13 protein-coding genes are annotated in these 16,654 nt (G+C 35.7%); 3 read left to right on the forward strand and 10 right to left on the reverse strand.

The window, feature by feature from the left end:
- Positions 1-75: 75 nt before the first annotated feature.
- The 4 genes from Q0794_RS14290 to Q0794_RS14305 form a co-directional block, all read right to left on the reverse strand.
- Positions 76-1,962 carry a methyl-accepting chemotaxis protein gene (locus Q0794_RS14290; protein WP_298943008.1) on the reverse strand — a complete coding sequence of 629 codons (1,887 nt, stop codon included), beginning with the start codon at positions 1,960-1,962 and terminating at the stop codon, positions 76-78.
- A gap of 314 nt (positions 1,963-2,276) precedes the next feature.
- Positions 2,277-2,741 (reverse strand): thioredoxin-dependent thiol peroxidase, encoded by a 465-nt coding sequence (bcp, locus tag Q0794_RS14295; RefSeq protein WP_298943009.1) that lies wholly within the window; start codon positions 2,739-2,741, stop codon positions 2,277-2,279.
- A gap of 136 nt (positions 2,742-2,877) precedes the next feature.
- A complete protein-coding gene (locus Q0794_RS14300; protein ID WP_298943010.1) occupies positions 2,878-3,960 on the reverse strand; it encodes an AI-2E family transporter in 1,083 nt (360 codons plus the stop codon).
- Between the two features lie 130 nt (positions 3,961-4,090).
- Positions 4,091-4,300, reverse strand: coding sequence for a sulfurtransferase TusA family protein (locus Q0794_RS14305; protein WP_298943011.1), 210 nt, complete (start codon positions 4,298-4,300; stop codon positions 4,091-4,093).
- A 314-nt stretch (positions 4,301-4,614) separates the two neighbouring features.
- Between Q0794_RS14305 and Q0794_RS14310 the strand changes: the two genes are divergently transcribed.
- Positions 4,615-6,063 (forward strand): M48 family metalloprotease, encoded by a 1,449-nt coding sequence (locus Q0794_RS14310; RefSeq protein WP_298943012.1) that lies wholly within the window; start codon positions 4,615-4,617, stop codon positions 6,061-6,063.
- 103 nt (positions 6,064-6,166) lie between these two features.
- On the opposite strand, the gene Q0794_RS14315 is transcribed toward Q0794_RS14310, so the two are convergent.
- Positions 6,167-6,805 carry a hypothetical protein gene (locus Q0794_RS14315; RefSeq protein WP_298943013.1) on the reverse strand — a complete coding sequence of 213 codons (639 nt, stop codon included), beginning with the start codon at positions 6,803-6,805 and terminating at the stop codon, positions 6,167-6,169.
- 370 nt (positions 6,806-7,175) lie between these two features.
- On the opposite strand from Q0794_RS14315, the gene Q0794_RS14320 reads away from it, so the two are divergent.
- A complete protein-coding gene (locus Q0794_RS14320) occupies positions 7,176-7,796 on the forward strand; it encodes a LysE family translocator (protein WP_298943015.1) in 621 nt (206 codons plus the stop codon).
- Between the two features lie 252 nt (positions 7,797-8,048).
- The gene (locus Q0794_RS14325) at positions 8,049-9,683 is read left to right on the forward strand and encodes an FMN-binding glutamate synthase family protein (protein ID WP_298943016.1); all 1,635 of its coding nucleotides are present in this window, start codon (positions 8,049-8,051) and stop codon (positions 9,681-9,683) included.
- 145 nt (positions 9,684-9,828) lie between these two features.
- Here the strand turns inward: Q0794_RS14325 and Q0794_RS14330 are convergent, their stop codons facing one another.
- The 5 genes from Q0794_RS14330 to pepB all read right to left on the reverse strand — a co-directional run bounded on the left by Q0794_RS14330 (position 9,829) and on the right by pepB (position 16,653).
- Entirely contained in the window at positions 9,829-10,668 is an 840-nt protein-coding gene (locus Q0794_RS14330; protein ID WP_298943017.1) for a S1-like domain-containing RNA-binding protein, read from the reverse strand.
- Between the two features lie 54 nt (positions 10,669-10,722).
- Complete coding sequence (locus Q0794_RS14335) at positions 10,723-11,151, reverse strand: hotdog fold thioesterase (protein WP_298943018.1); 429 nt, start codon at positions 11,149-11,151, stop codon at positions 10,723-10,725.
- A 43-nt stretch (positions 11,152-11,194) separates the two neighbouring features.
- A complete protein-coding gene (locus Q0794_RS14340) occupies positions 11,195-14,239 on the reverse strand; it encodes an FAD-binding and (Fe-S)-binding domain-containing protein (RefSeq protein ID WP_298943019.1) in 3,045 nt (1,014 codons plus the stop codon).
- A 446-nt stretch (positions 14,240-14,685) separates the two neighbouring features.
- Complete coding sequence (locus Q0794_RS14345; RefSeq protein ID WP_298943020.1) at positions 14,686-15,090, reverse strand: hypothetical protein; 405 nt, start codon at positions 15,088-15,090, stop codon at positions 14,686-14,688.
- 267 nt (positions 15,091-15,357) lie between these two features.
- Positions 15,358-16,653 carry an aminopeptidase PepB gene (gene pepB, locus Q0794_RS14350; RefSeq protein WP_298943021.1) on the reverse strand — a complete coding sequence of 432 codons (1,296 nt, stop codon included), beginning with the start codon at positions 16,651-16,653 and terminating at the stop codon, positions 15,358-15,360.
- Position 16,654 lies beyond the last annotated feature (1 nt).

Consider the following 16,654-nt stretch of genomic DNA (forward strand, 5'->3'; position numbering starts at 1 on the left):
CTCATTTAGATGAAGCAAATTAAACACTTGGCGAATTCAACATTGAAGAGCATAACGAACACGCTCTTTTATTGCTTACAGTTTAAATACTTCAACTGATTTGTTCAAAGCAGCTGCTATATTTAATAGCTCAGTAGCCCTTTGAGTATTATTTTTTGAACTATCAAAGGTCATTTTAGCCACATCATTAATATCAACAATGCTTTGGTTAATGTCAGCTGCAACCAATTTTTGTTGCTCAGCTGAGGAGGCAATTTGATTATTCATCTCTTGAATAATAAAGATGGCTCGACGTATCTCTTCCAGGGCATTATTCGCCTCTTGTGATTTTTTTACCGTTAATTGTGCGTTATCAATGTTAACTTGCATCAGCTCTACCGAGTTTTTTGACTCATTTTGTAAACCCCTGATCATCGTTTGAATTTCAGCAATACTTTCTTGCGTTCTATTAGCAAGCCCTTTTACTTCATCAGCGACCACTGTAAACCCTCGCCCCTGTCCAGCAGCTCGGGCCGCTTCAATCGCCGCATTCAATGCAAGTGAATTAGTTTGCTCTGAGATACCACGGATAACGTCAATGACGCCCCCAATATTCTCAACTTCCTCTTCAAACTTAACCATCACTTGCTGTACATGAGTAATGTCTTCAACGAGTGTCGAAATATTGATATTCACCTCATTGACAACGTTAAGACCTTTAGTCGATTGTTTGTTTGCTTGATCCACTGCCGTTGAAACAGACAAAGCATTACGTGCAACTTCATCGACTGTGACAGCCATTTCATTCATCGCTACAGATGTGTGCTCTAGCTTCTTCATTTGCAACGCAGAGCGACTATTAACACTTGAAGCAGACTCTGACATTTGTGCTGATGAGATATTTAACTGCCCAGTAGAGAGGTTAATATGCTGAATGATACTTTTTAAATTATTAACCATAATAAGAATGGCACTATAAATCCCGGTTTCACTGCCCGTCACTGCAGTAACTGAATTAAGCTTCCCTTGTGAAATTTTATTTACGATCGCTTCTATATCGGCTGGTTCCCCGCCAATAGGGCGATACATTACTTTAATAACAATCAAATAAATAAGATACAGCGATAAAATTATAAATATTGATGCTATCCATAAACTCACTTGTAAGTTTTTATTCGAAGCCGCATTAATGTCATTCCAACTACTCCAACTCCATACGGTCCACTGTAAAGAATCCACGACAATACCCGAAACGGTATACTCGACTCCCTCGAAATAGTAATTATGATTACTGATACTTTTACTTTTGAACTCTTTATAAGAAGGACGTTCATCATATATATTTTTACCAATTAATCCGACCTCTTTGGCTGCAAGTAAAAAACCATCTTGTCGGCTAACAAAAATATTATTTTCAGGGGCGAGTTCTTGAATGAAACCTGTAATCTGATGAATACTAAGATTTAAAGCCAGTACGCCTAACACTTTTCCATTACGTTTAAGCGGTACGGCTAATGCAGTGACTTTATTACCTGCATTACTGATATAAGGTGTAGTGATTATTTTATCTTCACCATTAACTCCGCGTATGTACCATTCACGTTTTTTTTCTTTCGCATTAAAGCCAACCTCTAACCCATTGCTTTGATGTGTATAAGTGCGCGCATCTTTTGTCGTAATGCATGCATTAAAAACGCCTAAATTATCTACTACTATATGTAATAATTTTACGGCTTTATCTATATTTAATAAGCCAGTTTCATCGATTTCAATATCATTTGCGACAACATTTAACACATCAAAATAACGTTCAATTTTCTGCTCAAGTGCTTTAGAAATTAAAAAAGCTTGGTTATCTAACTTTAGCTTTTTATTGACTGTAGATGCAGATTTGAAATTACTAAAACCAACACCCGACACTAGGAATATAGCTGATGAGAACAGTAACCCGATTAATAATAGTATTTTTGCTTTCGCAGTCATATTTACTCTGCCTAAAATGAGCCGTTTTTATTCGAGGGGGCTGTGTATCAAATGGTTATATAAAGAGTATTCTTTTATCGCTTTTTAACGAGACTAGCAGATAGATAACAGATAATTAAGCGTCATAGTAAATAGGTTATGAAATGAATAAATTACGAACCATAATTCATTATCGTTTTTTATTATTTCTTATTAGGAGTTAATAACGCTAAATACATTGAAACGATATTAACCTCCTAAAGAAACTAGCTGCAATATCCCATTCTTAATTCATCGATCATTGAGGCGGTCTATTGCAGATTTTAACTATAAATTTAATCTTCCGATTGTAAATAGTTAAGGACAACTTCATGATGATCTTTGGTTTTAAATTTATTAAAAATATGTTCTAGGTTGCCCTTCTCATCAATTAAGAAAGAAGTTCTCACTACGCCCATATTCTCTTTACCCATAAATTTCTTTAACTGCCAAACACCATAGCTTTCACAAACGCTGTGATCTTCATCGCCGAGTAAAGTAAAATTAAGTGCTTGTTTGTTAATAAAGTTAGTCAATTTTTTAGGGGTATCAGGACTGATCCCTAGTACCACAACATTTAACGCAGCTAGCGCTTCTTTACTATCTCTTAAAGCACAAGCTTGTGTTGTACAGCCTGGAGTTGAGGCTCTTGGGTAAAAATAAACCAATACTTTTTTACCAAGATAATCACTTAATGTAACAGCTGAGTTATTTTCGTCTGGCAAGGTGAAGTTGGGTGCTAAGCTACCGATTTCTAACATAAGATTTATTCCTGTCATTTAATATTTAAAGTGATAATACAACATTTCAAGATCAACTTTACTTAATAGCTAATTGCTTTAACGGCTGAAAGTTAAATTTCTTTATTTTTTATTACTATTATTTTAATAAAAGGTACTATTTTTCAATAAGTTCTATTTCATCTGATTCAGACGGTACCGAAGGCAATGCATTTAAGACCGCTTTAACCAACGTTGCTAATGGGATGGCAAAAAATACGCCCCAAAACCCCCATAACCCACCAAAAATCAATACTGAAATAATAATCACGACGGGGTGTAAATTAACGGCTTCAGAAAATAAAATAGGCACGATTAAGTTACCATCAAGTGTTTGAATGATACCGTAAGCAATCATCAAATAAGCAAACTCAGGCGAGATCCCCCATTGGAATAGCGCGACAACAGCAACAGGGACCGTCACTGCTGCTGCTCCAATATAAGGAATAAGCACCGATAATCCAACCAGCACTGCTAGTAAAGCGGAATAACGTAAATCCATAAAAAAGAAAGTGAAGTAAGTAGCAAACCCGACAATTAAGATCTCCGTTATTTTACCTCGAATATAATTCATAATTTGACCGTTCATTTCTGACCAAACTTGTGCTGCTAACTTTCGATTCTGTGGTAAAAAACGAGTCATACTTGCGATTAATTGGTTTTTGTCTTTGAGCATAAAAACCATCATTAATGGCACTAATACCGCATACACTAATAACGCGGCAATATTCAGTAAAGAGGCAAAAGATTGAGACAATAAAAAACCACCACTGTCGACTAAATAACTTTTTATCGTGCCGATGATGTGGGTAATCGTTACCGGATCAATCGCTTCTGGATAATGGGCAGGCAAAGTCAGAATATAAGCTTGACCTTGATTTAGCATCGTAGGCAAGTCACGGATAAAAGAAGCCGCTTGCTTGAAGATGGTAGGTAATACGCCTAGGAAAGCAAAAATAGAAATAGAGATAAATAACAACATCACAATTAATGTAGCAAACGTTCTATTTATTTTAAAACGCATTAAATAAGTTACCGGCCAATCGAGTAAATAAGCTAATACAATGGCAACAAATAACGGGGCTAAAATATTGCCAAAAAGATAAATAACAATAAAAGAAAATAACAAAAGTAGGAACAAAACACTTAAATTAGGGTCTGAAAAACGTGTCTTATACCATTGAAATAGTTGCATAAACATTGAAGATTAATCCTTCTATTGGTGCACAGTGGTCGTTTTATAGGCCAGAAACACTTATAAACAACAATTTACTTTAGGCAGCTAAAGTTCTTTTTTATCTCGATATTTTTTATATAAGTAATATCTAAGCTTATTGATTATCTAAGGTAATCAATAATGTATTTTGATTACAGCGATAGCAATAGTTTTTTTTATCCAAATACAAGCGAATATCTTGTATTGCGACTTGGTTAGAAAATAACACCTCGAGATGGGTTCCATTATCTAAGCCAAGTAATTGCTGTTTTAATAAAACGAGTGCTAATGGACAACGTATTTGGCGTAAATCTAAACTTTGCATAGATACTATCTTATTGTGCTTAAAGAGGTGATAAATAATTGAATTATAGCATTTCCTTTAATTGAATAGTTCACTATAGCGTAATAAAAACAACCGTATTTCGCAACAAAATCGGAGCAGGAAATGCTATGCTCGTTATTCAATGTCAGCTTACTAGTACAATTAAACATGAATACTGAATTGATCGTTTAAGCAGTATGATTTAAACGTGTTTTATTTTGATCTCTCTGACATATTTTTACGTAATTTGAAGTAACTTACTTTGATGGTCTTATTTAGATCATATTAGGCTAATCATTCACTTGGAGTTAGTAATGCGTTATAAATTAAAGCTATTTACAGCATATTTATTCTTATCTAGCCTATCTCCCGTTAGTTTTGCTAGCAATGATTTACCTGAAATTGGCACAGTAGGTGCTGGTGCATTGACCATTGAAAAAGAAAAACAATATGGTTGGGCATTTAATATGATGGCTAATCAAGCGTTACCTATTATCCGAGATCCGGTATTAAATCATTATATTACAGATCTTGGACAAGACATTGTCAGCCATGCAGATTCAGTAAAATTACCTTTTAAATTCTTTTTAGTCGAAGATGAAGATATTAATGCCGCAGCGTTTTTAGGCGGCAATGTGAAAATTCATACGGGTTTATTTCTATACGCAGCAAGTGAAAGTGAACTTGCCAGTGTCATTGCACATGAAGTCGCTCATATTACACAACGTCATTTAGCGAGAATGTTAGAACAACAATCTCTCAGCAATCCTGCTTCTATGGCTGCATTAGCGGGTTCAATACTATTAACACTTGTCTCTCCCGCTGCAGGATTAGCCGCCTTATCAACAACAGTCGCCGTTAATATACAAAACCAAATTAACTATACTCGCTCACATGAATATGAAGCTGACCGTATTGGCATACAAACCTTAGCCAATGCAGGCTTTGATCCTTATGGCATGGCCAATTTTTTCGGTAAATTAGCAGAAAAGTACAAGTATACAAGCTTACCACCAACAATGTTATCCACCCATCCTTTACCTGAAGCGCGCCTTTCAGAAGCACGTTTACGTGCAAGCCAATTGAAAAAAGGCAATGTAAAGAACAGTCTTGAATACTATCTCAGTAAAGCACGTATTACAGTCAGGTTTTATCGTTTATCCGCTCAAACACTAATTGGAAAATATCAAAGCCAATTACAAAATAATAAATATCAATTCAAAGAAGCAGCGCAATATGGCTTAGCATTAGCTTATTTTAAAAACGATGAGTTTGAAAAAGCAGAAAAGATTAACGACCAATTAATTAAAGATGATCCTAATAATTTGTTTTTTATTGATTTTGCAGCAGACATTTCATTATCGACAAAGAAAACACAACAAGCAATTGACTCACTAACGGCTTATGAAAAACGCTTCCCTGGGAATGAAGTTATTTTATTAAACTTAGTCGTTGCATTAAAACAAGATAAACAATATGCATTGGCCGATAAGAAAATAGAATATTTTTTACGATCTCACCCAGATCATATTCTAGGGCATTTATTAGCGATTGACCTATATAAAAGAATGCATGAGAAAGCGAAAGAGTTTGCAATGAGAGCTGAGTATTTAGCATTATTAGGTCGATTTAAAGAAGCATCAGAAAAAATGAGTAGTGCATTAGCTTATACAGAAAAAAAACTAGACCAAGCTCGCTATAGTGCCAAAATGGCAGAATTCCGACGTGATGATATTCGTCTAAAAGCACTACAAGATGAATAATAGTAGAAAGTATTGTTAGAAATTCATGTTATCAATATGAATGAGTGAGTTAACTCACTCATTCAATACATAACACTTCTTTTGAAGTGATATGTTAATGGCGTTAAACTTGTAATCTTTTTGAAAAATGTAATTCTTTCCCTTCATCTACAGTGAATCCCATTTTAATTAAATAATCACGATGCGTATAATGATTAGCAACCGCTTTTAAAACCCTCACACCTCTTTGCTGTAAAAAATGCTGATTGGTTTTAAAGTAATAAGTACCTAACTTATAGTCACGAAATTTTGGTACAACATAATCCAAATAGATATCGAAACAACCATTCTCATTTAAATCACCAATCAATACACCAGCAATACTGTCATCACGCAACATATAAAAAACACGATTAGCTTGATACAACTGATCTAATGAAATTTGTTTTGTTATTTCTACTTCATCATGACTAATAAAATGTCGAAGATATTCCGAATCAATAGAGGTTGATACAATTTTAAACTCTTCTTTTGTTGAATAAATCTTATATAAGAAATAGACATTAATAACAGCAATACCAAGATTCATGACCATCGTAGGCCATGAGTTAATAAAATAAGCAAAAGCAGCGAATAATAAACAACCTATAAAATTAATTAAGCGTAATTTAATAATTGAACTCATTGTTAATGAAATCAATACAACTAAAGAAGCACAATAACCAAACCATTCAACCCAATTTATTGAGCTTAACTCAACCATATCATTCACTCCGATAAATAAAACATTTCAGCCATCATCCCACAAAAAATGGGTTGCACACTTTAAGCTACCTAGATTCGAATAATAAGTGGAAATTCAAGAGATAATGAGATTAAAATCAAAGTAGCTTAAGAAATTATAAATTTTTCATATAAATAATTAAAAATTAAGTATAACGCCTAACTTTCAGGTTAATTATGAAAATAAAAAGTAAGATAACAATACATTGAGAGTAATGATGCCTTTAGTTTAGTGAATAGAATATACCTTCATACCAAAATATTGTTTAGACGAAGAAATTAGTATTTAATCATCTATTTATCATTATAATGATTTACAACATCCCCAATATAATCGACATGAGAATCTTATGGATCACAACTTATTATTGCTATTTATTCCCACTTTTTTTGCTGTGTCCATTACACCGGGTATGTGTATGACCTTAGCAATGACATTAGGCATGACCATTGGTATTCGACGTAGTTTATGGATGATGCTTGGAGAATTAGTCGGTGTTGGTTTAGTCGCTTTATCAGCACTAATTGGTGTCGCGACTTTACTGCTCGCTCGCCCTAATCTATTTTTATTCTTAAAATATGCAGGTGGAGCGTATTTATTATACCTCGGTATACAAATGTGGCGATCTCGTGGAAAAATGGCCATCCCAGCCACACCAGTAAATCAAGACTCAGTCAAACGTACCGCATTAATTAGCCAAGGCTTTATTACGGCGATTGCTAACCCTAAAGGCTGGGCATTTATGATTTCACTACTGCCGCCTTTTATTAATGCCGATAACGCACTATTACCCCAAGCAACACAGTTAATTGCAGTGATATTGTGCTTCGAGCTAACGTGTATGTTAATTTATGCAACAGGTGGCAAAACATTACGCCATCTCTTACAACAGCAAAGTAGTGTTAAATTGTTAAACCGAATTGCAGGTTCTATGATGATGCTGGTCGCAGTTTGGTTAGTGATCAGTTAAATTACTTTATATAAATACCAAAAGAGTGCCGTTCCCTAGTGGAGCGGAATGCACATCAGAAGTTTTGAAGGCTTCTTAAAAGGAGCTTATTAAAAGGTACTTATTAAAAAATTTCATTTAAAAAAAGAAATACTAGTAATTGTGTCGGAAAGCCAACTTCCTATTCCATATAATGGAAATACTGACACAAGTTGCTACTCTCTCCTTTTAGCATTCAAAAAACACAATAACAAAAATATATAGGAAGACTTTATGACTATCATGCAGAGAGCTGTTTGGTTAATTGCCATATTAGGTAATTTTTCAGCGGTTTACTTTTATGTGCATAACCCAAGTATATTAAGCATCATATTATTAATATCTACATTAGCTTTTACGATCGTTGGTTTTTATGATTTATTTTATAGCCGCCATACTTTGAATCGTCTTTACCCTGTTGTTGCTTACTTACGTTATTTTCTTGAGTCTTATCGAGTCGAAATTCAACAGTACTTTATTGCTAACAATACAGAAGAAATGCCTTTTAGCCGAGAGCAACGTTCTTTGGTATATCAACGCGCTAAAAACGAACGTGACACCATTGCTTTTGGTACACAACGAGACTTAATGGAGAATAATTATTTAAGCTTATGGCACTCTCTATCGCCAATACATCTAACACATCAAACTCAGCGTGTATTGATAGGAGAACAAAACTGCCAACAGCCCTACTCTGCCTCTTATTTAAATATATCTGCGATGAGCTTTGGCGCATTAAGCCCTAATGCCATTGAAGCCCTTAATTTAGGCGCCAAAAAAGCCGGTTGTTTTCATAATACAGGCGAAGGTGCAGCAAGCCCTTACCATTTGAAACATGGTGGTGATTTAGTGTGGCAAATAGGCACAGGCCTTTTCGGTTGCCGCGATGATAATGGTCGTTTTAATCCAGTTAGCTTTAAAAAAACAGCAGAATTACCACAAATAAAAATGATAGAAATAAAGTTATCTCAAGGTGCTAAACCTGGTCATGGTGGCGTGTTACCAAAAGCCAAAATTACAGATGAAATTGCACGTATTAGACATGTATCAAAAGACCGAGATTGTATTTCACCAGCAGTGAACCCTGAATGTACAACGCCAAAAGAACTACTCGCATTTGTACAACAACTTCGAGAGTTAAGCGGCGGTAAACCTGTTGGATTTAAACTTTGTATTGGTAATCCCGCAGAGTTTTTAAGTATCTGTAAGGCAATGGTTGAAACCGGCATAACACCTGACTTCATTACCGTTGATGGTGCCGAAGGTGGCACAGGAGCCGCGCCATTAGAGTTTTCAAATCGTTTAGGATTAATGTGTTTAGAGGGTATCCATATTGTTAACAACGCTCTAATTGGCGTGGGGTTACGTCATAAAGTTAAAATTATTGCAGCAGGAAAAACCGCCTCTAGTTTTGATATATTAACCAAAATTGCAGCGGGTGCCGATGTTGTGAACGCGGCTAGAACAATGATGATGGCATTAGGCTGTATTCAATCAAGACATTGCAATACCAACCTTTGTCCGACGGGGATTGCAACGCAAGATCAAGCTCGCTCAAAAGCATTAGATATCCAAGTTAAAAGCGAACGTGTTAAAAACTTTCATCATAATACATTAACGAGCTTTTTTGAGTTAATCGGTAGTATGGGGTTAGATACGGCAGCGAAGTTGACGCCTCAGATGATCAAAAAACGCACCCCTTGCGGGGGTCAAGTTTCAATGGAAAGTATTACCAAGCCACTTGCGTCTAATGCTTTAATCAATAATTTAAATATTCCAGAACCTTGGCAACAATGGTGGGAAACCAGTAGTGCAGATCAGTTTTATGTGAACGATCTATTTATTCTTAAATTAGCTAATGCAGACTAGCGTGAAGGTTCACTTATGTGAATAATCACGTTAGTAAAAGAGAATATGGAAGTTTCATCATTACTTAGGTTCAGATAAAAATCGTATCTGATAACAAAAAAGCGCCGAAGCGCTTTTAAATCAAAATGGTCACTATTAAGTTTTATTACTTATTAGTGATCGTAATACCTTTATCTGCAATCACGATATCGCCATTTTTGTATAATTGGCCAATGGCTTTTTTAAAATTACCTTTGCTCATTTTTAGAATTTTAGCAATTTGATCTGGTGTGCTTTTATCTGATAACGGTAAAAATCCATCATGTTGTCTAAGCGTTAATAAAATACGATCAGCTAAACCATCCATTTTCGCATAACCTGTTTGCGTTAAGCTTAAATCAATTTTTCCATCTTCACGAATACGTCTAATATAACCTTTACACTTTTTACCAATTCCAAGGTCACCAAAGACATCATTTTCAAAAATAACGCCCCAGTGTTTATGGTTAATAATCGCTTTAAAGCCAATATCAGTACGATCTGCAATGAGTAAATCAACTTTTTCACCGACTTTATATTCAGCAGGTACTTTATCTAAAAATCGATCTAATTTAGATGAAGCAAGTAAACGCTCACTAATATCATCTTGATAGACATAAACGACATAACCAAAGCCTGTTTTCATTGCGACTTTTTGTTGATTAAATGGCACCAATAAATCTTTTGGTAATCCCCAATCTAAAAACGCACCCGCACGGTTAGTATCAATTACTTTTAACGAAGTAAATTCACCAGCAATCGCTTTTGCTTTTTGTGTCGTTGCAATTAAACGGTCTTCAGAATCGAAATATAAAAAGACGGTAATGCTGTCACCAATATTCATTTCATCAGTCACATAACGCTTTGGTAATAATACCTCTCCAAAATTTTGTCCTCCGTCTAAATAGAGTCCAAAATCCACTTCTTTAACGATCTTAAGTTCGTTATAAGTGCCTACTTTAATCATAATTCTCTCTTTTTAAATAATCCTCATAATATGAAGATTTTAGTGTTTAGTTTTTTATTGCTTAGGCTTATCGATAACGGCAACCGTTAATCTTGAAGTACACACTAATTGCTGACGCTCATTACAGATTTCTATCTGCCAAACTTGCGTACTATAACCAATATGCACTGCGGTTGCTGTTCCCGTTACTGTACCTTTCTTAATACTTCTAATATGGTTAGCGTTCACTTCTAACCCAACACAGACTTTATCGTCTGCTACCGCTAAATTTGCAGCAACACTACCGAGTGTTTCAGCTAAAACAACTGATGCGCCGCCATGTAATAATCCATGAGGTTGATGTGTCCTTTGATCCACAGGCATCGTGCCTTGAATAAAATTATCACCGACCTTAATATATTCGATGCCTAACAGTGCAATAATAGTATTTTCACTGATTGCATTTAAATGACCTAAGTTAGTACTTTTTTTCCAAATACTCATAGCAAGTCCTATTAATTTTAAGCATCAATACTATTTTAGCTCATTACAATAAAGTTAATAATGCTTGTACTGGGTGCTTCAGTGTTTCACCCTCAATACGTTTCACCTGGCTACGACAAGAGTATCCCGTCGCAACACATTGTGCTCTATCACGTTTTGCTATTTCAGCTTCCCAACTCAAACTATAAATCGCTTTTGACTCAGTAAGCTTACCAGCATCATGACCATAGGTTCCAGCCATGCCACAACATCCCACTGCGACTTCAGATAATGAGCCACCAAAATGCTTGAAAATAGATGACCAGTCATTTGCCGAAGTAGGCTCAGCCGTTTTTTCAGTACAGTGTCCTAATAAGAAGAAGTCTGCATTTTCAGATTTTTTATGCTCGCCTGATAATCGCGGTGTTAACCACTCTTGAAATAGTTGAACAGTAAACTGACCACGTTTTTCACCTAACGCTAGCTTATATTCATCACGATAACATAATACCATCGCAGGATCTGTCCCAACCATAGCAATATCTAACGCTGCCATTTGATTCAAAAATTCAGCTGAGTCATTAGCCGTTTTAGCAAACTTACTTAAGAAGCCTTTAATATGCTGTGGCTTGCCATTAGGTTTGAAGGGTAAAACAACTGGCTTATAACCTAACTTTTTAATCGTTAATATCAAGTCACGTACTACGTCTGCATCATAATAAGTAGTGAATGGGTCTTGTACGATCAATACATACTGCTCACGTTGTTCAGCCGTTAATGCTTGTAACTTTTCTAAATCAAACTCTGTAATATCATTGTCTTTCAATGTTGATTTTAGTGTTGGAGATGAAAGCTGCGGAATATCCACCATACCGACTATTTTTTCAGTCAAAACAGACGTCACTTTCAACCCAGTAAAGAAGTTAAAAAAGCGTGGCATTGTTCCCATTATTGGAGCGTATTGTTCAACATAAGCGACAAAGTAATCTTTTACCGGGCGTAAATAACGGTCATGGTATAAATGAATAAACCGAGATCTAAACGTAGGTACATCAACTTGTACAGGACATTGACTACTACAAGCTTTACAAGCTAAACAACCTTGCATGGCTTCCATCACTTCATGTGAGAAGTCATATTCGCCATTACGTTTAGCTAGCGTATTTTTGAATTTAGTAAAAATACTCGCATTTTTGCCTGCGTACAAATCACTTTCTAATTGTAGAACATCAATATCGTTATTCGCTAATTGACGTAACCATTCACGCATTAAGCCAGCACGCCCTTTGGGTGAATGAACACGATCCCGAGTGACTTTAACAGACGGGCACATTGGTGATTTAGTATCATAGTTAAAGCACAAACCATTACCATTACAATCAACGGCCTGTTTGTAACTTTCACGTATCTTTATTGGGATTTGTCGGTCAAAGGTGCCACGCTTAACCGCATCAACACTCACTAACTGATCCGTTGAATCGATTGGAGTACAAATTTTGCCTGGATTAACACGGTTTTTTGGGTCAAACGCCGCTTTAATTTTTCTTAATTCATTGAATAAAACGTCACCGAAAAAATCAGGGCCATATTCACTACGGAAACCTTTACCATGCTCGCCCCACATCAACCCCTTATACTTAGCGGTTAAAGCGACGACTTTGTCTGATACTTCACGCATCAGTTTTTCTTGTTCAGGATCACATAGGTCTAATGCAGGACGTACATGTAAAACACCTGCATCAACATGACCAAACATACCGTAATGTAAGCCTTTATCATCTAACAACTGGCGGAATTCAATAATATATTGTGCTAAATTTTCAGGTGGAACACAGGTATCTTCAGCAAAAGCGATCGGTTTTGCACGACTATCTGCTTTACCTAATAAACCCACTGCTTTTTTACGCATACCATAAATTTTGTTAATATCGCTTAAATCACTGCAAATTTGATAACCAATAACACCTGCTTGTTTATTATTGATCAAACCATCTAGCATGATAATTAATGCATCGATTTTTTGTTGTTGAATCGTTTCATCCGCTTCTGCAAATTCAACGATATTAATGCCGTCTAGTACTTGCCCAGGCACATCACTAATTAAATCTTTTACGCTATGCCAAACGATATCTTGCTTCGCTAGATTTAATACTGTGGAATCGACTGTTTCAACGGATAATGCATTCGCTTCAACTAAAAAAGGGGCATTTTGTAAAGCCGATTGAAAACTATCATATTTAATATTGAACAAAGTACGATACGTTGGAATTTTTTGAACGTGTAACGTCGCTTCAGTGATAAAGGCTAACGAGCCTTCAGCACCACATAAAATACGCGTTAAATCGACAATGCCTGTACTTTGATCATACACATGCTTTAAATCATAACCGGTTAGAAAACGATTTAATTTAGGAAAAGTATCTTCAATATTTTGTTGTTGGCTCTCACAAGTATCAACAACTTGACGGTAGATTGCACCAATAGCGTCATCACGCTCAACTTGTTCTATCAAATCAACGGGTAATAGAGGCTTTGTCTCTAACAAACTACCATCGATTAATACCGAGGTTAATGCAAGAACATGATCACTTGTTTTACCGTAAAGTAACGACCCTTGCCCTGATGCATCATTACTGATCATGCCACCAATAGTTGCACGGTTACTTGTCGATAAATCAGGAGAAAAGAACAGACCATGCGGCTTTAAATAATCATTTAATTGATCTTTAACCACACCGGTTTGAACACGAACCCAACCTTCCGCCGTATTAATTTCAAGAATATTGTTCATGTGTTTCGATAAATCTAGCACAATATCATTGGTCAGAGATTGGCCATTAGTACCTGTACCACCACCACGAGGGGAGAAACGAATATCAATAAATTCAGGCAACTGAGCAAGCTGACAAATGACAATAATATCTTCTGTCGATTTAGGGTAAATAACCGCTTGTGGTAAACATTGATAAACACTGTTATCTGTTGCAACGGCTAAACGGCTTGCATAACTTTTTGCTATTTCACCTGAATAATCACTTTCGCTTAATGCTTTGATAAACGCAAAAGTATCTTGCTTGATATTCTCTTGGTGGTTTAAGTTTGGGATCATGTGTAGAGCGCTCTAATTCAGTAATGGTATTTTGAAGATAAAATAGACGAAGATGATAGCATAATTAACAATAAAATAAGGATTTAGCGCATAAATGATCATCGCTAACGCTAAAATTTTAAATATTATTTAAGGTAGTAATTATCATTAAGGTTTACATGCAATAATTTTAATTGTCTCACTGTAAAGTAGAAGTAAGCAAAGAAGTGAGTTTGTGGCTTTTATTCATTTGGATGGCATTTAGCGAAAGTAATAGTGAATAAAAGATTACAGAAATAATAAGCGAAGAAGTACTCAGCAAAAAAATTATCTAGGCATTGCCTTTAGCAAGGCTACTTCGCCATTATAGATAAACCATTAAAGTGAATTCATGAAGGTAACGTATCCCTTAAATAAATCCACTCATCATAATCAATTAATAAGTATTTAAGACTAAATGATCACATTTAAAAAGCGTAATTAGTCAGCTTACTTGGTGGAAATTCAGGCTCTTTCACAATCACTGGAGCGACAGATTTAGGTACTTTAACAGCAGGTGTCGGTGGCGTTACGATAACAACAGGAGCAAGTTGTTCATACTCCTTTTCTTTTTGACTTAAGCATGCAAAAACTAATGTCGTCTTAGTATCATTACCAAAGAAACCAGTATATTCGTTGAGATGTTTCACTTCCATAAAACGATTTTTCTCTAAGCAATATTCATTTGCTTGAGAAAGAATAGAGGCTAATAATTTATCTTCTTTATCTGAAAAAACAGTTTGCTCTTTACTAATAAGGTAACTGTCTTCTCCAGCGTCAATAGGACCGATAGAATTTGTAGAACAACCGCTTAACAATAAAAAACTGAACATGAAGATTAATGCTTTAACAACCATCGCTATTTTCTCAACTCGTATAAAAAATGTATTTAGGCGTACAGTGCCTGTACAAAAAATATAGATTATACGTAATTTAAATATTAATTTCACGCTTTTGAATATGTCAAAATATTAATCAATATAACACCTCTAAATATCCTATTTAACCTTCACTAAATTTTACGCATAGCACATATTACCAAAAAAATAATGACGATCAAAAAAGCCAATATTGCATTACTAATATTGGCTTTTTTATGGTTACTTAAGTAACAAACTACTAATGGTTTCTATACCATGCCCTTTTCCACCGACAGCCCATTTACCATTTGCAGCAAGCTGATAACTTCCAGACAAATCAAAATGTATCCAATTTTTCTCAGGTGTTTTTACAAATTTAGCTAGGAAAGCCGCAGCGGTTGATGCGCCAGCCATGCTTTCACCACCGCTATGAATATTAGCAATATCAGCAAATGCAGAACCAATCTGTTGTAAATGAAATGATTCTAATGGTAAACGCCATAGCTTCTCATTAACTTCTTTTGCCGCTTCTAATGCAGCATCAGTAAACTCATCATCCATACTTAAAATACAATTATAATCACGACCAACAGCGGCTTTAGCTGCCCCCGTTAAAGTAGCTGCATCAATAATTTGTTTAGCACCATCTTCTTGTGCTGCAATTAAACCATCAGCAAGCACTAAGCGCCCTTCAGCATCGGTGTTCAACACTTCAACACTAACGCCATTTTTATAATGAATAACATCCCCTAGCTTGAAGGCTTTACCACTGATCATATTTTCAGCACAACATAAGTATAATTTAACGCGTTTTTGTAATCCATTTGCAGCAGCCAATGCGAGCGCACCAGTCACAGTTGCAGCACCACCCATGTCACTTTTCATTGCTGCCATTGATGGGCTTGGTTTTAAACTGTAACCGCCAGAGTCAAACGTAATGCCTTTACCGACTAAAGCAAAATCAACAGGGGCATTTTCATCACCGCTTGGGTTATAGTCGAGTTGCAACATACATGGAATGTTGACACTGCCCTTGCCGACTTCATAAATCCCTACATAACCATCAACATTGAGTTGTTCACCAAAGATAAGCTTATATTTTAATGGCACTTTATCAGCACACACTTGCTCTAATAATAGACAGGCTTTTTCACATAACACTTCAGGGGTGACAACAGCGGGGCCTAGATTAATGGTTTCTCTTACCCATTCATTAATGAGTTTTTTGGTTTTTAATGCATCGATAGCCTCTACATCTAATTCAGGAAACTCAACATCTGCACCTGTTTTTGGGTTATAAAAACCTTGGCAAAATGCCCAACACAAATCTGAATTCCACTGTTCACCCACTAACTTCATTTTAGGTAATGACATGTTATCTAATTTACGCGCAGCGCTTTGCACTTGAGATAATACGTCATCTCTATAATTAAGATGAATCGTTGCTTGTTGTTGATCAAAAGATAATAAAGCACTCTCACCCCAAACAGGGTTCGCTTTTTGATCAGATAAATTGACTAAAAATGGTTGATTCATA

Source organism: uncultured Psychromonas sp. (assembly GCF_947489755.1).
GTDB lineage: Bacteria > Pseudomonadota > Gammaproteobacteria > Enterobacterales > Psychromonadaceae > Psychromonas.